This window comes from Colwellia sp. C1TZA3 (assembly GCF_007954265.1).
Lineage (GTDB): Bacteria > Pseudomonadota > Gammaproteobacteria > Enterobacterales > Alteromonadaceae > Cognaticolwellia.
Genome location: NZ_VOLS01000002.1, coordinates 1 through 19,635, shown reverse-complemented (window position 1 = coordinate 19,635; position 19,635 = coordinate 1). Strand labels below are relative to the sequence as shown.

The following is a 19,635-nucleotide window of genomic DNA, read 5'->3' as shown; positions in this document are numbered from 1 at the left end:
ATGTTAACTTTCAGTGCTAAGGCATTGGCTTTGTATGCTTTTAACCTGTGAAATATCCAATTGTTGACCATTAAAAATATTAACCGGCACTATACCTAAAATAGCGTTACTAATAAACATTGCATCAATATTATCTAATTGAGCAAGTGGATAATGACCTTGTTGAATATTTGGATAATGTAGCAAAATTTTTGCCCGCATTAAGCCCGCGACACCAGCGGTGGTTAAGACTGGTGTTTGCCATTGGCCTGCCTTTAACCAAAAGACATTAGCACTACAACATTCAATAACACTGCCATTGATATCACTAGCGACTATATCATCTTCTGGACGCCTATCTAATTCGGCTCTTAACATCACTTGCTCTAAACGGTTTAGGTGCTTTAAACCAGCCAACATAGGGTTAATACCTAACTTTTGCTCACTAATCCCTACGCAGATCCCCTGTTTTTGCCATTGAGGATAGAATTTAGGGTAATCACTAACAGAAATAATTACCCGCGCCTGCTCTGCGCCAAGGCGCGAATAGCCACGGCCGCCGCTGCCACAAGTGATAATAATTTTGACGATGCCAATCTTAATCCCTATGCTGATCTTTTTTATACTTTCTTCTAGCGCAGGCAATGCTAATTCAGGCAAGCCTAGTTGCTGGCTTTGCTGTGCCAAACGATTGAGGTGCTCTGACAACATAACCACCTTACCATCAGTAATCAAAGCGGTGGTAAAACAACCATCACCATAAGCTAAGCCACGATCATCAATTGATATCGAATTAGCTATTTTTCCGTCTACAAAACTTAATACCATAATTGCCATAAAAAAGCCTGAATACAGCAGTATTCAGGCTTAAGCTTTTAAATTCAAGCGCTATTAGAATTAAAAGTACATTTGATGTAATAATCTACTCTTTGGTGTTTACAACTGACTAAATTCTTTTAAAAATTAGTGAGCCATTTGTGCCACCAAAACCAAATGAGTTACACAACACGTAGTCTAAATTAGCATCTCGTGCAGTATGCGCAACATAATCGAGATCACAGCCTTCATCAGGGTTATCTAAATTAATGGTCGGTGGCACCGCATTATTAACTAATGCTTGAATGCTGAAAATTGCTTCAACGGCACCAGCAGCACCGAGTAAATGTCCGGTCATTGACTTCGTAGAACCTACCATAACATCAGCAGCTGAAGCGCCAAATACAGACTTAATCGCATTAGTTTCGGCAATATCGCCTGTCGGTGTTGAAGTACCGTGAGCATTAATATAGCCAATTTTAGCTATATCAACTTTCGCATCATTGATGGCATTTTTCATCGCTAAAGCCGCACCTGCACCATCAACCGGTGGTGAGGTCATATGATATGCATCACCACTCATACCAAAACCTGCTAGTTCAGCATAAATTTTTGCGCCACGGGCTTTTGCATGCTCATACTCTTCAAGTACAAGTACACCTGCACCATCACCCAAAACAAAACCATCACGGTCTTTATCCCATGGACGTGAAGCTTGTTGTGGTGCCTCATTTCGGGTTGACATCGCACGTGCAGCACCAAATCCCCCTAGGCCTAATGGGCTTGAAGCTTTTTCTGCGCCACCAGCAACCATAGCATCAGCATCACCGTAGGCAATCATACGCGCGGCATGGCCAATATTGTGTACACCACTGGTGCAAGCGGTAACAATCGATATATTAGGACCTCTCAAGCCAAACATAATAGATAAATGGCCCGCAATCATATTAATAATGGTAGAGGGTACAAAAAATGGTGACAATTTACGCGGACCGTTATTTAACAATTTCGCATGATTTTCTTCGATAAGACCTAAACCACCAATGCCTGAGCCTACAGCCACTCCGATACGAGGGGCATTTTCTTCGGTAATTTCTATACCGGAATCTTTAACGGCTTGCACACCAGCAGCAACGCCATATTGAATAAATAAATCCATTTTTCTGGCGTCTTTACGAGCCATATAGTCTTCTGCATCAAAATCTTTGACTAAACCGGCAAAACGCGTTGGATACTCAGTGGTATCAAAATGCGTAATGTCAGCAATACCACTTTTACCAAGTAGTAAATTTTGCCAGGTTGATTCAGGGCTGTTGCCTAAAGGGCTAAGCATGCCAAGACCGGTTACTACAACGCGTCTCATGAGATTTGCTGCCTCCGATAGAATTGAATAGTAGCGGGAGTTTAATTTCAGCTCACTTAACGCTTAATTTGACTTAAGTTAGGTGTTTGCTGTAAATATTTTCAAACCATAAAAACAAATCAGGCGGTAATTAAACCGCCTGAAATTAATCACATTCGTTTATTATTACTGGTTAGCAGTAACGTAATCGATTGCGGCTTGAACTGTGGTAATTTTTTCAGCTTCTTCATCTGGAATTTCAGTATCGAATTCTTCTTCTAAGGCCATTACTAATTCAACAGTGTCTAAAGAATCGGCACCTAAGTCATCAACAAAAGAAGCTTCAACTTTAACTTCGTCTTCGCTTACACCAAGTTGCTCAATAGTAATTTTTTTTACACGTTCTTCAATAGTACTCATTTTTCTTCCTTTACTAGAAAATACAATTTTTCAAAATTGTATATAGTTTATTCGTCAAAAGCCAACCATGCAAGCTTCTAATTTTACTTTTTTGCTGGTCTAAACTCTTGACAGTATATAATTTATTCGAATTTAACACAAAGTCGCCAAAAAGCACACTTTCATTAAACCATGTACATGCCACCATTTACGTGTAGTGTTTCACCCGTAATATACGCCGCACCGTCAGATGCTAAAAAAGCAACAGCGTTAGCAACTTCTTCCGGTTTACCTAAGCGATTTGCCGGCACTTGGGCAAAAATGCCTTCTTTTTGTTCATCCGTCAATGTTTGGGTCATATTAGTATCAATAAAACCAGGTGAAACTGTATTAACGGTAATACCACGAGAAGCGACTTCACGTGCTAAAGATTTCGTAAAACCAATTAATCCGGCTTTCGCTGTCGCATAGTTAACCTGACCCGCATTACCCATAGTACCAACAACAGAGCCAATATTGATAATACGACCATTACGTTTTTTCATCATCGCGCGCAGTACCACTTTACTGATTTTAAAAACTGATGTCAGGTTAGTATCTATAATATCATCCCATTCATCATCTTTCATACGTATCATTAAATTATCACGCGTAATACCGGCATTGTTAACTAATACATCAACCGAACCGTGCTTTTCTTTGATTAAATCGAACATAGCGCTAATTGAGGCATCGTCAGTGACGTTTAATACCAAACCTTGACCTTCACCTAAATACTCACTGATATTAGCGGCACCGTGTTCAGAAGTTGCCGTACCAATAACATTACCACCTAAGGCTTTAAGTTGTGTTGCAATAGCTTTACCTATACCACGACTTGCGCCTGTCACTAAAATGACTTTACCGTCTAATGAAAACATATAATTTTACTCTACTGATTCTAATGCTTTAGTTAACGACGCACTGTCATTAACAGATTGACAACTGATGGTTTTATCAATGCGTTTTAACAAGCCCTGTAATACTTTACCTGGTCCTGCTTCAATCGCAACTTCAATGCCCTGTTGTGCTAAATACTGAATAGTTTCCGTCCAACGAACTGGACTATATAGTTGCTTGATTAGGGCTGTTTTAATCGCTTCAACCGAGTTTTCAGTAGCAACGTCAACATTGTTAACTACAGGAATACTCGGTTCATTAAAGCTAACATTATTAAATTCTTCTGCTAGTTTTTCTGCTGCATCTTTCATTAATGCACAATGTGATGGCACACTTACCGGTAATGGAAGTACGCGCTTTGCACCAGCTGCTTTACATAATATACCTGCACGCTCAACTGCTGCTTTATGACCCGCAATCACTACTTGGCCAGGAGAGTTAAAATTCACCGCTGAAACAACGTCATCATTGGCTGCTTTTGCACAGGCATCAATAATAATTTTATCGTCTAAACCAATAATAGCCGCCATCGCACCAACCCCCTCTGGCACCGATGCTTGCATGAACTCACCACGTTTCTCTACGAGCTTAACAGCATCTGCCAACGATAACACCCCTGCGCACACTAGCGCAGAGTATTCACCTAAACTATGACCCGCTAATAGTTTGGGTGTTGTTGATGAATTAGCATGCCATACACGCCAAATGGCAACACTAGCAGTTAATAAAGCAGGTTGGGTGAAATTTGTTTGATTTAATTTTTCAACTGGTCCTTGTTGAACCAATTGCCATAAATCGTAACCTAGTGCTGCAGATGCTTCAGCAAAAGTACTTTGTATTACTTCATTTTCAGCAAAATCAGCCAACATAGCTAGAGATTGTGAACCTTGACCGGGAAAAACAAACGCTAAATTATTTTGCATTATTAGACCTAATTAAATTTAATTTTTCACTGTATCAACGTAAATCATTACCTGATCTACGTTGCTGTAATTGCTTAAGCTTATATTCACTTGTTACATGACTATATAACCATAAAAATATAATTATTTATGGCATAAACTATGTTCAAGCTTATCTTTAATTTTTGTCGGTACTTGCCGATCAACCTCGGTAATAGCTTCAGTAATCGCCGTATAAAAAGCTGTTACATTGGCGTTACCGTGGCTTTTTACCACAATACCGCGCAATCCTATCAAACTTGCGCCGTTATACTGGTCGGGGTTCATGGGTTTAAAGAGTTTTTTTAAGGTTTTAGACAAGAGTTTGCCCATTATTTGTGCTAAAAAGTGTTTTTTGATGATTTCTTGTAGTTGTGTGTAGACCATTCTTGCCACACCTTCACACGTTTTGAGCGCAACGTTGCCAACAAAACCATCACAAACAATGACGTCAGCCTTATTAGTAAAAATATCATTACCTTCTATAAAACCAATATAGTTAATCTCATCGTTGGCCTGCAAATAACTAGCGGTTTGTTTGATATGATCACTGCCTTTATTATCTTCTGAACCCATGTTCAACAACGCAACTTTTGGGTTTTCAATACCATCAACCTCTTTTGCCATGACTGAGCCCATAATAGCAAATTGGTATAATACGCTCGAGTCACAAAAAACATTCGCCCCTAAATCCAACATAAAAACATGTTGATCAGGCTTGTTACTAGGTAATGCAGAGATTAGCGCGGGGCGCTCCACCCCAGGTAAGGTTTTTAGAACAAAGTGAGCCATTGAAAACAATGCCCCGGTATTACCTGCGCTCACACAAGCTTGTGCTTGGCCGTCGTGAACCAAATCTAAAATTTTACGCATCGATGATTGTTTTTTATTACGCAGAGCAAAAATAGGCTTGTCATTCATCTCAACAACTTGAGTTGTTGGATATACGGTTATCCTTGGATGAGGGTAAAATTGTTTTCTTGAAAGTGTTTCAATAATGACGGATTCGTCACCACACAGTAATAAGTGAAGATGGGGGAAGTTTTCTATTGCGAGCATTGCCGCAGGAAGTGTTACGTGGGGGCCTTGATCGCCCCCCATAACATCTAACGCTATGGTTAGATTAATCAAGGTAATCGTTACAGATTACTTATTGATTACTTTAACACCTTTGTAAAAGCCATCAGCTGTTACATGGTGACGACGGTGAGTTTCACCAGATACTGGATCTGTTGATAAATGCGTTGCCGTTACTGCGTCATGTGAACGGCGCATGCCACGTCTTGAACGAGACTTTTTGCTCTTTTGAACTGCCATTGCCTACTCCTAAAAATTCGGTTATTAGCTAAAATTAACTACTTAAGTTTTTTCAATACATCAAATGGACTCGGTTTTTCAAGCTCTTCAGGCAACTTACCCCAAACACTATCAGCCGGAGACTGACAATCTTTGATCGAGTGCCTTGGAATTAATGGAATCGCGAGTAAAAACTCATCTTCCACCAACTCAAGCAAGTTGACCTCACCATTTTCATCTAATTCAATTGCGTCATAATATGACGGCAACTCAGCTTCGGCTTCAACGTCTTTCACCGGACTAAAAGTAAAACTTACTTCTAGTTCCAATTCGAACTCTTCAGTACATCGCTGACAAGTTAATGCAACTGTTGCCGATGAGGAGCCTGATATTACTATCAAGCCAACTTCATCCACATCAAAAGTGGCATTTACTTGGACCTGCTCAGACCGTGTTTGACACACAGCAAGCAATCTCTTCATCCCAGATACTTCAAAGTATCCGTCACACACTAACTTTCGCTGTGCGCTTCTGGATGGGTCTATCGTTATCGGGAGTTTAAGATTTTTCATAAGGCGCGCATAATAAGGTGCCAATCACCTAGTGTCAAAAGAAAAATAACTAAATTTGTTTAAAAACTCAAGATAGGCCATATATTAACAGTAATCTGTGTATATTTTGAGTGATATTAATGAAGAAACTTGTTTTAGGCTCCACCTCCCCTTTTCGTAAAGAAATTTTATCGAAACTTAATATTCCCTTCGTCTGTGCTAAACCTGATATCGATGAAAGCCCGTTTGACAACGAATCACCGGTCGAGTTAGTTGAACGTTTAGCCATTGAAAAAGCTAAAGCGGTTGCTGGCGAATTTCCTGATGCTTTAATTATAGGCTCAGATCAGGTAGCCATGTGTGACGGTGAAATACTTGGCAAGCCACATAATTTTGAAAATGCCGTTAAGCAACTCGAAAAATTTAGCAATAAAACTGTCGTTTTTTATACTGGCTTATGTGTTTATGATAGTGGTTTAGATTATACAACTGCCTTAATAGAACCTTTTTTAGTGCATTTTAATGAGCTCTCACTAAGCGACATTGAAAATTACCTGCACGCCGAGCAACCCTATAATTGTGCGGGTAGTTTTAAAAGTGAAGGGTTAGGCATTTGTTTGTTCAAAAAATTGGAAGGTGATGATCCCAACACTTTAATCGGTTTACCCCTTATCAAACTGATTGAGCTATTAAAGCAACATGATATTGATGTGTTAGCTGAACAAATAAGTGTTTAAATAAGTCCACTGGGCTGCTTATATTGAGGCTTAATTTGACGTTTAGTCGCCTCGGGTAATACAGAATAATATTATCTGTTCTAATCGCCGCTCAATATAAGCACTTAGATTTAAATAATAAGTGCATAACTTGAATTTTCGCTATCACCACTCCATAACTTAACGTACATTAACAATTTATTTTAAGTTTACCTAGGCAAGGTTTAAAACAATGTTTAAATTTCTTTTCATTATAAGCATGCTATTACCTACTGTTTCAGCGCATGAAATAAATTTAATCTCTTTAAGTGATGTAAACTTTACAAAGTCGAATGTCACTGAAATTGAACCCACTGACCAGCTAGATTTTGATAACAATTCATTCTTTTCTCAATCCCCTGTTCAGTTTCAACATTATAGCTATATTAATTTAAATTATTTTAGTCCCTTCATTGTGCAGCATTATTCTCACAGTTTTCACTCTAGAGCTCCCCCACTAGTTATTTCTCACCATACGCTTATCGCATAACATTAAGGTTTGATGTTACTGATTATTCGCTTTCTCGCTTATTAAAATTAAGCACAGCAATATATCGCTAATACCAAAACCTGACTTTGAGGTGAATAAAATGGCCCAAGACCTTATGTTTAACGCTATTTGTTTTCCATGCACAGTGTTTGTCTCGGTTTTTAATCCAGAATTTACAACCGTTAACTCACACTCAGTAGCTTGTTTTTAGTCAGACGAGTCTGCTTCGATAAGCACTAGGTTATCAACCTTGAGAAATAAAAAGTATTCAATAACAACTAGCAAAATTAAGTTATTGATAATTAATAATTTTAACATTTATATTCTCACTTATTATTCTAATGTGAGGTTAAATAGATAGTTAAAAAGCATTTGTCTAAATATCAATCGCCTAAACATATTACAGGCAACAAATGCGCAAAAAATTTAGAGGTAAATATGAAAAAATTACACTTAGTTAACTTAGACGCTACAGATAATATTGTTTCACCAGAGCAGTTTGATGAAATTAGCTTACAATCACCTGCGGTAAAAATATTTACTGATTTTAAAGTTCACAAAGCCATCATGATTGACGGCGATACGATGGCCGTAACCGCATTAGAATTAATGTTAAAAACCCACGTTAGAATGAACATTGTGATATCAGAAAAAAATGATTTTATTGGCCTTATTAGTACAAATGAATTGTCAGAGCAGCAAATTGTGGCAAAACTATCTAAAGGGGTTTGTCGGGAAGATGTGTTAGTGAAAGATTTAATGATCCCAAAATCAGATTTTCACGCTTTTGATTACAGTGAACTGTTAAATGCCTCCGTTAGTGATGTCGTGTCAACTTTAGAAGATTATCAACTTCGTCACTGCCTAGTGCTCGATAGAGAAAGTCATCATATACGTGGGGTGATATCATCTAGTGATATAGCGAGAAAACTCCATATGAATATGGATCTAAATGTTAAACAATCATTTGGTTCGATCTATGATGTCGTGCATCAAAAAGCAAGTTCAATGTAAGCAAGTACATATGCTGAACATCACAGACTTAAATAATAAGCTTCGATAACCCCGACTGGCGTCAATCTAATAATCGGCTATTAGATTGGTGTCACTCGTGATAGTAGGACGGTAGTTTTCCTACTTTGAGAGAATATGTAACATGCAGGTTGCTATACTGCTTGCATTCTACATTTTCAAACCGATAACATTGCGATAGTCGATAGTCTAATAACTTGAGCGATGGCAAAGCAGCTAAATACTCAATAACTTTTTAATTTCAGATAATGACTCATCAATAGCTTTTGACTTATACAAAGCTTATATAAACCAAAAGTAGGTCATAAGCGTTTATTATGTACACCAGAGGTAACGATGATAAAGCGGCAGTTTGTTGCTCATAACGCTTCAACAATACAATACTAATAGCTTTAGTAAACTTATAAACCCTGTTACAAAATCAGTTACAAAATCAGTTACAGGGTCATATTAAACCAACAATATCTTTATTTGCTCAGTATTTACGTTTTACTGAACATCTGCTTTAGTCAATTTCTTTAATACTTTTTCTAATGATGGTTCTAAAGGTGCTTCAATTTTTATACGTTCATTACTTAATGGATGAATAAATTCAATACTAGCCGCATGTAAAAACAAACGCTTTAAACCTAAATGTTTCATTTCGTGATCAAAGTCTTCATGGCCATATTTTGCGTCGCAGGCAATTGAATGGCCTTTAGTTTGACAATGGACACGAATTTGATGGGTACGCCCTGTGACGGGAAAAGCTCTAACGAGGGTGGCATTTTTATAGTGTTGAATGACTTTAAAACGAGTTTCTGACTCTTTGCCGTTGATATTATCTACCACTACTACGCGTTCACCAGACTTTAAGTCATTTTTCTTTAAACCTTCCACAACACGGGTTAGTTTTGTTGACCAACGACCTTTAACCAAAGCATGATAATACTTTTGCACAGTTTTATTTCTAAGTTGCTCATGTAAGTGTCGTAATGCCGAGCGTTTTTTTGCGACAACTAAACAACCGGAAGTATCTCGGTCAAGTCGATGCACTAGCTCTAACATGCGCGCATCGGGTCGCAAAGCTCGCAGTGCTTCAATTAAACCAAAACTTAATCCACTGCCACCATGCACCGCCATACCAGAAGGTTTATTAATAACAATTAAACGCTCATCTTCAAAGAGAATTTGCTGTTCTAAATTAGCGACAACATTTAATTGTGTCGACACCGTATTAGTGTTTTCCGACACACGAATAGGAGCAACACGAATAATGTCTTCATCCACTAATTTGTACTCAGGTTTGGTACGCTTTTTATTAACACGGATTTCACCTTTTCGCAGCAGGCGATAAAACATACTTTTTGGCACACCTTTTAATGTTTTCATTAAAAAGTTGTCAATACGCTGACCCGCATCTTCACTGTCTACGGTAAAAAACCTCACTTGAGGTCTAGGGCTATCTGTCATGTCTGTTTTGCTAGGCGCTTTTGGGCTATCTGTCATATCTGTTTTACTAGGAACCATAATTATCGGCAGTTTAACATATTTTTTTTCTAATTATAGGCAATTAAAACGAGGATTTAATTGCCTTATCCATAAATAAAGTGTGATAATAAGATGGTTATTGCTACATATTAGCCATAACAAGTAAAAAGGATGCTTTAAGCGAGACGTAAGAGGCAAGTATGCGGCCACGTTAGTATGAAACAATTTTATCAAACATCATTGTTGAGATATTAACAGTAAGGCCTATTGTGAATTTGACGCGTGTAACTTGTCAAAAATAACGCATAAACATATTGTCCAGCGCAATTAAAGCAATTATGTAATTAAACAGAAAAAATAAGTCACATTTTCAACCGTTAAATTATTAGAAAACACGATAATAATATCGAACTAAAATTAACGAAGCACTTAATTTTCTGTTGCGCACAGCACACAGGCTGAGCACATAAAGAATCGATTTTACTGCGGTGTCGAACACCTCAGTTATATTAGACAATCAGAATTTTTAACAGCTTGCTACGTAATATGGCGTAGTAAGATTGACACCCGTGAGGCTGACAAGTTGCTGTTACCATAGCGATAGGTTACTTTGTGTTCTAAGCAATGGTGTGTTGTGACTAAAAAGAGTCACACAAACTATGAAACGTATGTTAATTAATGCTACACAATCAGAAGAATTGCGTGTAGCACTTGTCGATGGTCAACAACTTTATGATTTAGATATCGAAAGTCCTGGTCACGAACAAAAAAAATCAAATATTTATAAAGCCAAAATCACCCGTATTGAACCGTCATTAGAAGCGGCGTTTGTTGATTACGGCGCTGATCGTCACGGTTTCTTACCGATGAAAGAAATCGCGCGTGAATACTTCCCTAAAGGTTACAGCTTTCAAGGCCGTCCTAATATCAAAGAAGTACTGCGTGAAGGCCAAGAAGTTATTGTGCAAATTGATAAAGAAGAGCGTGGCCAAAAAGGCGCTGCGTTAACTACTTTTATTAGTCTTGCCGGTAGCTATCTAGTACTAATGCCAAACAATCCTCGTGCTGGTGGTATTTCACGTCGCATCGAAGGTGATGAACGCACAGACTTAAAAACGTCATTAGGTAAGCTTACCCTACCTAAAGGTATGGGCTTAATCGTTCGTACTGCTGGCGTTGGTAAAGAATATGAAGAGCTTGAATGGGATTTAAATGTTTTATTACACCATTGGAACGCTATTTCAGAAGCTGGCGCAAGTCGCCCTGCACCTTTTTTAATTCATCAAGAAACTAACGTTATTTTACGTGCTATTCGCGATTATTTACGCCGTGATATTGGTGAAGTATTGATTGATCGCCCGAAAATATTCGAAAGTGTTAAAAAACATATTGAAGTTGTGCGTCCAGACTTTTTGAGTAAAGTTAAGCTTTATAGCAATGACGTACCTTTATTTACGCATTATCAAATTGAAACGCAAATAGAAACAGCCTTTCAACGCGAAGTGCGTCTACCGTCTGGTGGTTCAATCGTTATTGACCCAACAGAAGCGATGACCTCTATTGATATTAACTCTGCCCGTGCAACTAAAGGCAGCGATATCGAAGAAACAGCATTCAATACTAACTTAGAAGCCGCTGAAGAAATTGCTCGCCAATTACGCTTGCGCGATTTAGGTGGTTTAGTGGTTATCGATTTTATCGATATGACCCCAGTTCGCCATCAACGTGAAGTTGAAAATAGAATGCGCGATGCCGTGAAACAAGACAGAGCTCGCATTCAATTAGGTCGCATATCTCGCTTTGGCTTGCTTGAAATGTCGCGTCAGCGTTTACGTCCTTCTATTGGTGAAACTAGCCAAAGTGTATGTCCTCGTTGTAGTGGTACCGGTCATGTTCGTGGCGTTGAGTCATTGGCATTATCAATATTACGTCTAATGGAAGAAGAAGCCATTAAAGACAATACACAACAAGTGCAGGCGCAAGTTCCTGTACCAGTTGCAACTTATCTATTAAATGAAAAACGCCGCTCAGTATTTCATATTGAAAAACAACATAGCGTCAATATTCTTATTATCCCTAATCCGAATATGGTCACGCCACAATATGAAGTTATTCGGGTAAGAAATGACGAAGGTATCGAAGAAGCCAGCTATGATGTGGTGATTAGAAAAGCAGCATCTGAAGAAGCTGTCATGCCAAAATTTGATAAAGAAGTTAACAAGCGTGATGAGCCACTACTGCAAGGTATGTCTTCACCTAAACAAGCACCGAAAAAGCCAGAGCCTGTTGAGCCTGTTGTAGTAAAACAAGCTGAAACAAAAAGCTTACTTGATAGCGTTGTGTCTTGGGCTAAGTCTCTTTTTGCTGCAGAAGAAAAAGAAGAAGTTAAACCTGAACCCATAAAACCTCAAGAGAGCAACACTAAGAGCAGTGAGCGTCGCCCTCAAAGAGCCCGTCAAGGTCAGCGCCGTAATAATCGTAATGATTCTCGTAACGAAAACCGTAGCGAAGGTCGTAATGATTCTCGCAACGAAAACCGTAACGAAGGTCGCAATGACTCTCGTAACGAAAACCGTAACGAAGGTCGCAATGACTCTCGCAACGAAAGCCGTAACGAAGGTCGTAATGACAAACGTAAACCTCAAGATGCCAGTAACGATAATGCAAATGGTACAAACAATGTAACATCTACTACACCTGCGGCACCTGCAACAACTGCAACAACTGCTAAGCCTCAAAAAGAACGTGTGCAAAAACCTAAAGAAGAAAAACTAACTGAGCGTCGTCAACGACGTAATATTCGTCAAAAAGTGCGTGTTAATAGTGATGTTAAAAATAATACACATGTTGAGAATATAAAAGCTGAAGGTAACGTAGCTCAAGTGGCGACACCTGAGCACAATACGGTTGAAACTATTCCAGCTGAGACTAATAAAGTTGAAACTAGTAAGGTTGAGACTAATAAAGTTGAGACTAATAAAGTTGAAACTAGTAAAGTTGAAGCTAATAAAGTTGAAGCTAGTAAAGTTGAAGCTAATAAAGTTGAAACTAGTAAAGTTGAAGCTAGTAAAGTTGATAATTCAACAGTCGTAGACACGGTTAGTAACGTTGATAATTCAGCAGTCGAGCAGACAGCTAACAATGCAAAAGAAGAGCAACGCCCAAGAAGCCGACGCTCTCCTCGCCACATGCGTGCGCACGGTCAACGTCGTAGACAAAATACTGAGCTGAACGATGTTAAGAGTGAAATTACTGAAGATCCAGTCACGGCTCGTTATCCAGAACAAAACACAACTGAATCTAATCATGATGTAGATGATGCTAATGCTACTACTGCAGTACCTAATTCAACATCTAATGTTGAAAAAGTTCAAAAAGTACAAGCAGACGCATTAGCACAAGTGATTGATGATACAGAAAATGAAGTTCAACAAAACTTACCTTTTGATGAACCTGAAACAGTTGTTATTAAAGCTGATGTGGTTGTTAATGAGCAAGCAGCAGACGTAACAACCGAAGCAGCAACATCACTGGTTAATGAAGTAACGCTAACAGCTGAAGTACAAGTAGAAAATACTGATACTACTAAAGCAGTTAACAGCAAAATACCTGAGGCACCTGTAGCTGAAGCTAAGATAGAAGAACCCGTTTCTATCGAGCAACCGACAGTAGCACCAGAGATTTTGGTAGCAACAACTGAAGTAGAGACGCCAGAAGCGGTAAATACTGTTGCAGCCACTACTGAAGATAAACTAGCACCTGTTGATGAAAAACCTAAAAAAGTACGTGCTAAAGTAAAAAACATTAAACGTAAAGTTAAAGCGGCAGCAAGTAAAACATCGGGTAAAGCATCGGCACCAATGACGAAGCCAGAAACCATTGTTAGTGATGGCGCTATTCCTCGTGATTTTGTAGCGAATGAACAAAGAGCGTCGCATATTAAGTCAGGTAAATCAGCACTTTTTTCTAGTGCTACTAGCCGAAATTCAGCTGGTCCAACTAAACCAACACTTGGTTAAGTCACCCAGTAATCTTCAGTGTAAATATCTGAAAGGCTAAAAAATAAAAGCCAATTGCATCATGCAATTGGCTTTTTAATTTATGTTTTTTTATCTATTTTAGCTATCTGTCTTCTAGTTATCTAATACCATTTCATTAATATTAGTTTTCTGATCATTTTTGGTCGTTCAAACAACCAACTACTGCGTTATTTATTTAATCATTAGAACAACTAGTTATACCAATCCCATTAAGTTATTACTCACTTGTACTAGTTAAAATAGCTCAAGGCTGTGTTGCTCTCACTCCCAATAGCCAGCTATTGCTCAATCGAGCGCCTTACCTTGAGTTATTTTTACTGCGCACAACAAGATCACAAACTTAATGGAACTGGTATTATTAAAATAAATGCCTTATATTGGATCGTTTTTCTTGCGTATAAAGTAGACCCGCTAATTAATGAAGCTGCCATAACACAGCTTAAAAGACGTTTATGCACTTATCAGATCTTTAATTAAGCCATCACTAGCATCTTCTACTAAATCTAAAACAAACTGGAAGCCTTTTGCACCACCGTAGTAAGGATCTGGCACCTCTTTATCCTCAAAATTTTGGGCATAATCTAAAAATAGCTGCACTTTATACTGAAGACCTTCAGGTGCGACTTTCATTAAATCTTTAACATTTTTTTTATCCATCGCTAATATCAAATCAAAATTTTCAAAGTCTTGTTCAGTAACTTTACGCGCCTTAATTTTATCAAATGAATAGCCTCGTGCTATACCCGCTTTTTGTGCGCGGTGATCAGGTTTTTCACGGGCATGTGAGCCAACAATTCCAGCTGAATCTATTGTTAATGAAAGCGCTTGCGATTTTTGACGAAAAACAGCTTCTGCACTTGGCGAACGACAAATATTGCCCATACAAACAAACAATACAGACTTCACATTTTTTAAGTCTTTCAAAATTAATTCCTTTATTATAATCAAATACTTAACAAATCCAACCGTACAACTAACTGTATTATTAAGGGTTAAAATAAACTTTATTAATATCAATAGGTTACATTTTTTAGGGAAGAATATAAGTCACTTTAGGGTATTCCTAGAGTACTTTCGAGTTACCCTTTTAATGCTAGTGTAGGTAAATACTCATTATTTTTCTATGCAACAGCATAGTATATTTAGGCATTTTCTTCAGTAATGGAATAATTTTTAGGATCGAGATTAAATAAATATGAGGCAAAAATAGCTATAAATATATCCTAATAATTTGAATTTTCATGCCTTGTAGGAGTTCAGCTTGGTATAATACCAATCCCATTAAGTTATTGCTCACTTGTACTAGTTAAAATAGCTCAAGGTTGTGTTGCTCTCAATCCCAATAGCCATCTATTGCTCAATCGAGCGCCTTACCTTGAGTTATTTTTCCTGCGCACAACAAGATCACAAACTTAATGGAACTGGTATAATGCATTATGTTAAAAAATTAACTTGAATGTGTATTTAGAGGTGTCGCTATTTCTGAAGACCTAAGGTTTTACAAGCATAATGTCAGCTATGGGTAATAATCGCTCATAAATTTAGAGCTAAAATAGCATAGTTAACAGGCCTATGAGAACGAAAGGGTAGCAAGCACACTACCCTAACTTGATCATTCTAAGACAACAGAAGACACCAGTTCTTCGAGTTAGGGGCTAGCTAAAACTAACTGCCCCTCCTAAAAATAGTTAATACAATATAAATCCAACAAATTTTTATACTAATATAGTATGGTTTTAACTGCCAAATTTAAAACGTAAACCAGCATTAACGGTAAAACCATCGTTTCTTGACCAAATGTTTGTTGTCCATCGACCGCTAGGCGCTTGTTCCGGTAACACTAAAGAGTCTTCCTTCGTTTGTCGCACATTTAACAAGTTTTCAGCATTAACAAAAAAGCTTACTTGTCCGATGGTAATTTGACCTAATAGCCCTAAGTGCCAATAAGGGCTGCTTCGTTCTCGGTACGGGTTGTTTTCAAGTTGCTGTGTGCCCGTATAGTAAGCTTCAAACCCCACCATATGACTGCCATGCTCTTCCCACATTACAACAAGGCCAGCAGAATGTTTAGGGGTCAACGCTAAGGGTACTCGGTCAAAACCCAAATCCCTTGCTTTAGTGGCGTCTGTATATAGATAGCTACCGGTAAATTTAATATCTTGCCAGCGATAGCGTAGTAATAATTCAGCACCACTAATTTTACTTTCACCCACAGTATTTACGATATGAACTTGCTTCCCCGAAGTGTCATCAACACGATTAATGACTTCTAATTCAGTCACGTTATCAATATCTGATGCAAATAATGTCAGGCTAGTTTCTACGCTGCCCAGCACATAGCTAATATCAATAGAAGCGGTAGATGCACGTTCCTCATCAAGATTTTCTAGCGGCGCAAGACGGGATAAACCTGCTTCATCAATATCTTCAATGAAAGGGCTTGGCGCGAAAAAACCTTGTCCATATGCCCCTCTAACCGTCCAGTTTTCTGGGCGGTACAATAATGAAATTCGAGGACTTACTTGCGTGCCATATTCATTATGCCAGTCAGCGCGTGCACTAAGCGACATAGAAATATCATCTCTTACTTCATAATCTAGTTGCGAGAATAGTCCAGGTACTTGATAAGAATAATTAAATTCAGGAAAGGTATCAGATTCGAACTTTTCAGACTGAAGTGCTAAGCCAACTAGCCATGCCGCTTTATCAGAATACCCTGATACACTTGATTCAATAAGGCTGCTTGTGTGGCTGTCGTCCTCTTGAACAATACCAAATTCATGCGCGTGGTTTTGTTTCATTGCAGCGCCACGGACATTAATAGTCATCACCTCTCCTAATGGACGGTCGTATATAAAGCCAACATCGGTTCTAAGCGTATCCTGTGTTTGAGGAAACTTATTACCATCAGGTACAGTAGCTTCACCTAAAGTGCCACCATCCCTTTGTTCTTTCATTGCCCCCAAGGTAAGGTAAAGATTTGCACCATTGTCGTCCTGCCAATAGAAACGAGGCCGGACACTATGCCTTTCGTAGCCAGCCAAATCGATCCAGCAATCATCATCTAAGTCTTGCGCTTCTTGATGATGTATTCCGGCAGTTATTGATGCACTTAAGGCGTTAGTTAACGGTGAGGCAAAGTACGAAGTAATGTCTTGACCATTTTTAGAGGTAGCATTGACTAACACTTCGCCTTCATAAACATCTGCCGGCGTGCGTGAAATGAGATTGATCACCCCACCAAGTGCTGAGCCACCATAAAGAGAAGAAGCAGACCCTTTGATTATTTCAACATTGGCAAGGTCTGTAGGTGGAATCTGTAACAGGCCAATTGAAGCTGTTTGGCCTCCGTATAAGGGTAAGCCATCACTTAACAGCTGTGTGTAACGACCATACATTCCTTGTAGTCGAATGTTAGAACTTCCTAACGCAGGCGAAGTGGTTTGCACTCTAACACCACCGGTTTCAGCCACTAACATAGAAATATTGCCAGGGCGCATTAGCGCTTTTTCTTGTATTTCTTCCCCGTTGATAATTTCGGTTCGTGTTGCCGACTCGGTAACAATACGGCCTAAACGAGAAGCGCTTACTTGAATTCTTTCAATCTTGCTATCGTTATGTTCATGGTGCTCTTGTTCTTTATCGTGATCGTGTTCACTCTTATGTTCAATGTTATTTTCATTCGCGTAGGTAAACGCAGGTATTAACAGTATTGCTACTGCCGTTTTCAATGACTTTTTAAACATTTTTTTACCTCAGGTATTACTTGATAATCATTCAGCACGATGGCGCTGATTAACTTGAAAAGTTATAAATTGTACAATTTTTGGTGTGCTAAGTTCTTATGAGGTAAAAATGGGAGGGCGATAGAGTAACGTAGCAATGGACTTAGGCTGTGCAGATTGTTGCATATAAAAAACCTCAGCTAAAACAGCTATTTTAGCTGAGTTAACTACAGTATTAAAATATACAGATGATGAACATGCATTAACAATACAAGTGCAATTAACATCGCAACATTCAATACCACAGCAATCTTCTAGGCTAACTGTATTAAGGGTGCTTAAATCGTAATGCTTTACGCGTTCACTGGTCTTAGAAGAATGAGAGTTTACTGAAGTTTCGCAAGACATAGAGCTATTAAAGGTCATTGCTTGCCCGACAAAGGCAACAAGCATCATCGCTATAACAAACATTCTTGAAACTGCTTTTAACATATAAACCTCTAAACACAATACGTACAGTATTATAATAGTTTATTCATGATATGTGAACATTCATGCGCAACTTCATGCTAGTGCTGGATTAATACCAAGTTGATTAATTACCTGCTCATTTTTAATGGTTAAAATGAATAACTACAGCGTTATAAAATTTATAAGGAGAATAACTACTGACTAAATTTTATGCCTTGTATTTATCCCTTTTTCCTCATGAAAAAGGTGATCACTTAATTAATCAAATTGGTATAAGTTGTCGCTGTAAACTGCCTAGGAGCTGCTTAATGATAATACCAGGTTTACCGGATCAGCAGATGTTAGTATTATAAACATTGGTGTCAGCAATACGCACAAAGTTAGCATTAGCCATTTTTTGATGAACGACCGCTTTGGAGGCGCAGGAGCCAGTCAAGTTGAGGAACAATCAGAATTGATGCGTCTCCTGCAAGCTCAGTATTATAAAGTATCATTATATATGTTAGAATTTAGCAATATTATTATTTAAAATCATTAGGTATATTTCATGTCTGAACACTCAATTATCAACATTTGTGTTGAACCTATAGAACTTTGTAAATTACTCAAAATAGCCGATATGGTTGGCGGTGGCGGCGAAGCTAAAACCATGATCAGTGAAGGTAATGTTTTAGTAAATAATGAAGTTGTAGTTCAAAAGCGTAAAAAAATTCGAAACGGCGATATCATCGAATACAACGGTAAAATTATTGAGATCGCTTATAATCCCACCAAAAAATCAGCAGCGTTTATCAATACCGTAGTTTTAGCGGGTAAAAAAGAACAAAGGAAAAAAAGAGCTAAAAGTAAAGCGCGGATTCTTTCACCAAAAACTGTTACTGAATCATAGCTCGAACGTTAAAAGGCTAAATTTGTAGAACCTACTACCCTCTAAATAGTTCCGCAAAGTGGTAGAACCTGTCACAAGCCAAATGTGAGTTCTTGTACTAACTACTTTTAGCTTTGCGCACTAAAGATCATGCTTCTGCAATTATGTGAACGACCGCCCTGCTGGCAAAGCTGACTATTAGAGCAAGTTGATTAATTACCTGCTCATTTTTAATGGTTAAAATGAATAACTACAGCGTTATAAAATCTATAAGGTGAATAACTACTGACTAAATTTTATGTCTTGCATTTATCTATTTTTCCTCATGAAAAAGGTGATCACTTAATTAATCAAGTTGGTATTACTAGTGATAAATTCACGTCTAATCTATATTATACCAGTTCCATTAAGTTTGTGATCTTGTTGTGCGCAGGAAAAATAACTCAAGGTAAGGCGCTCGATTGAGCAATAGCTGGCTATTGGGAGTGAGAGCAACACAGCCTTGAGCTATTTTAACTAGT

At 38.2% G+C, this 19,635-nt stretch carries 16 protein-coding genes; 4 read left to right on the top strand and 12 right to left on the bottom strand.

Features of this window, described 5'->3' with window-relative positions; genetic code table 11:
- Positions 1 to 3: 3 nt before the first annotated feature.
- The 8 genes from pabC to yceD all read right to left on the bottom strand — a co-directional run bounded on the left by pabC (position 4) and on the right by yceD (position 6,284).
- A complete protein-coding gene (gene pabC, locus ESZ39_RS01065) occupies positions 4 to 816 on the bottom strand; it encodes an aminodeoxychorismate lyase (RefSeq protein ID WP_146877942.1) in 813 nt (270 codons plus the stop codon).
- A gap of 109 nt (positions 817 to 925) precedes the next feature.
- Entirely contained in the window at positions 926 to 2,158 is a 1,233-nt protein-coding gene (fabF, locus tag ESZ39_RS01060; protein ID WP_146877941.1) for a beta-ketoacyl-ACP synthase II, read from the bottom strand.
- A 165-nt stretch (positions 2,159 to 2,323) separates the two neighbouring features.
- Positions 2,324 to 2,557 carry an acyl carrier protein gene (gene acpP, locus ESZ39_RS01055; protein WP_077286054.1) on the bottom strand — a complete coding sequence of 78 codons (234 nt, stop codon included), beginning with the start codon at positions 2,555 to 2,557 and terminating at the stop codon, positions 2,324 to 2,326.
- 164 nt (positions 2,558 to 2,721) lie between these two features.
- Entirely contained in the window at positions 2,722 to 3,456 is a 735-nt protein-coding gene (gene fabG, locus ESZ39_RS01050; protein WP_146877940.1) for a 3-oxoacyl-ACP reductase FabG, read from the bottom strand.
- A gap of 6 nt (positions 3,457 to 3,462) precedes the next feature.
- The gene (gene fabD, locus ESZ39_RS01045; RefSeq protein ID WP_146877939.1) at positions 3,463 to 4,398 is read right to left on the bottom strand and encodes an ACP S-malonyltransferase; all 936 of its coding nucleotides are present in this window, start codon (positions 4,396 to 4,398) and stop codon (positions 3,463 to 3,465) included.
- 123 nt (positions 4,399 to 4,521) lie between these two features.
- Positions 4,522 to 5,547, bottom strand: coding sequence for a phosphate acyltransferase PlsX (gene plsX, locus ESZ39_RS01040; protein ID WP_411266848.1), 1,026 nt, complete (start codon positions 5,545 to 5,547; stop codon positions 4,522 to 4,524).
- 15 nt (positions 5,548 to 5,562) lie between these two features.
- Positions 5,563 to 5,733, bottom strand: coding sequence for a 50S ribosomal protein L32 (gene rpmF, locus ESZ39_RS01035; RefSeq protein WP_077286058.1), 171 nt, complete (start codon positions 5,731 to 5,733; stop codon positions 5,563 to 5,565).
- Between the two features lie 38 nt (positions 5,734 to 5,771).
- A complete protein-coding gene (gene yceD / locus ESZ39_RS01030; protein WP_146877937.1) occupies positions 5,772 to 6,284 on the bottom strand; it encodes a 23S rRNA accumulation protein YceD in 513 nt (170 codons plus the stop codon).
- 119 nt (positions 6,285 to 6,403) lie between these two features.
- Between yceD and ESZ39_RS01025 the strand changes: the two genes are divergently transcribed.
- Positions 6,404 to 7,000, top strand: coding sequence for a Maf family protein (locus ESZ39_RS01025; RefSeq protein ID WP_146877936.1), 597 nt, complete (start codon positions 6,404 to 6,406; stop codon positions 6,998 to 7,000).
- Between the two features lie 946 nt (positions 7,001 to 7,946).
- The gene (locus ESZ39_RS01020; protein WP_146877935.1) at positions 7,947 to 8,522 is read left to right on the top strand and encodes a CBS domain-containing protein; all 576 of its coding nucleotides are present in this window, start codon (positions 7,947 to 7,949) and stop codon (positions 8,520 to 8,522) included.
- Positions 8,523 to 9,029: 507 nt separating this feature from the next.
- Here ESZ39_RS01020 and rluC read toward each other — a convergent pair.
- A complete protein-coding gene (gene rluC / locus ESZ39_RS01015) occupies positions 9,030 to 9,992 on the bottom strand; it encodes a 23S rRNA pseudouridine(955/2504/2580) synthase RluC (RefSeq protein WP_146878026.1) in 963 nt (320 codons plus the stop codon).
- Positions 9,993 to 10,669: 677 nt separating this feature from the next.
- Between rluC and rne the strand changes: the two genes are divergently transcribed.
- A complete protein-coding gene (gene rne / locus ESZ39_RS01010) occupies positions 10,670 to 14,029 on the top strand; it encodes a ribonuclease E (protein ID WP_191321675.1) in 3,360 nt (1,119 codons plus the stop codon).
- A 471-nt stretch (positions 14,030 to 14,500) separates the two neighbouring features.
- On the opposite strand, the gene ESZ39_RS01005 is transcribed toward rne, so the two are convergent.
- The 3 genes from ESZ39_RS01005 to ESZ39_RS00995 form a co-directional block, all read right to left on the bottom strand.
- Positions 14,501 to 14,974, bottom strand: a complete 474-nt coding sequence (locus tag ESZ39_RS01005; RefSeq protein ID WP_262984476.1) for a low molecular weight protein-tyrosine-phosphatase — start codon at positions 14,972 to 14,974, stop codon at positions 14,501 to 14,503.
- An 812-nt stretch (positions 14,975 to 15,786) separates the two neighbouring features.
- Complete coding sequence (locus ESZ39_RS01000; protein WP_146877934.1) at positions 15,787 to 17,796, bottom strand: TonB-dependent receptor plug domain-containing protein; 2,010 nt, start codon at positions 17,794 to 17,796, stop codon at positions 15,787 to 15,789.
- A 96-nt stretch (positions 17,797 to 17,892) separates the two neighbouring features.
- On the bottom strand, positions 17,893 to 18,267 hold the full coding sequence (locus ESZ39_RS00995; RefSeq protein ID WP_146877933.1) for a hypothetical protein: 375 nt from the start codon (positions 18,265 to 18,267) through the stop codon (positions 17,893 to 17,895).
- Between the two features lie 526 nt (positions 18,268 to 18,793).
- On the opposite strand from ESZ39_RS00995, the gene ESZ39_RS00990 reads away from it, so the two are divergent.
- Positions 18,794 to 19,135: an RNA-binding S4 domain-containing protein gene (locus ESZ39_RS00990; RefSeq protein ID WP_146877932.1), complete on the top strand. Its 342-nt coding sequence runs from the start codon at positions 18,794 to 18,796 to the stop codon at positions 19,133 to 19,135.
- The last annotated feature ends 500 nt before the right edge of the window (positions 19,136 to 19,635 follow it).

Coding starts and splice junctions, on each gene's coding strand:
- pabC (WP_146877942.1), bottom strand. CDS start 816: ATGGCAATTATGGTATTAAGTTTTGTAGACGGAAAAATAGCTAATTCG.
- fabF (WP_146877941.1), bottom strand. CDS start 2,158: ATGAGACGCGTTGTAGTAACCGGTCTTGGCATGCTTAGCCCTTTAGGC.
- acpP (WP_077286054.1), bottom strand. CDS start 2,557: ATGAGTACTATTGAAGAACGTGTAAAAAAAATTACTATTGAGCAACTT.
- fabG (WP_146877940.1), bottom strand. CDS start 3,456: ATGTTTTCATTAGACGGTAAAGTCATTTTAGTGACAGGCGCAAGTCGT.
- fabD (WP_146877939.1), bottom strand. CDS start 4,398: ATGCAAAATAATTTAGCGTTTGTTTTTCCCGGTCAAGGTTCACAATCT.
- rpmF (WP_077286058.1), bottom strand. CDS start 5,733: ATGGCAGTTCAAAAGAGCAAAAAGTCTCGTTCAAGACGTGGCATGCGC.
- yceD (WP_146877937.1), bottom strand. CDS start 6,284: ATGAAAAATCTTAAACTCCCGATAACGATAGACCCATCCAGAAGCGCA.
- ESZ39_RS01025 (WP_146877936.1), top strand. CDS start 6,404: ATGAAGAAACTTGTTTTAGGCTCCACCTCCCCTTTTCGTAAAGAAATT.
- ESZ39_RS01020 (WP_146877935.1), top strand. CDS start 7,947: ATGAAAAAATTACACTTAGTTAACTTAGACGCTACAGATAATATTGTT.
- rluC (WP_146878026.1), bottom strand. CDS start 9,992: ATGACAGATAGCCCTAGACCTCAAGTGAGGTTTTTTACCGTAGACAGT.
- rne (WP_191321675.1), top strand. CDS start 10,670: ATGAAACGTATGTTAATTAATGCTACACAATCAGAAGAATTGCGTGTA.
- ESZ39_RS01000 (WP_146877934.1), bottom strand. CDS start 17,796: ATGTTTAAAAAGTCATTGAAAACGGCAGTAGCAATACTGTTAATACCT.
- ESZ39_RS00995 (WP_146877933.1), bottom strand. CDS start 18,267: ATGTTAAAAGCAGTTTCAAGAATGTTTGTTATAGCGATGATGCTTGTT.
- ESZ39_RS00990 (WP_146877932.1), top strand. CDS start 18,794: ATGTCTGAACACTCAATTATCAACATTTGTGTTGAACCTATAGAACTT.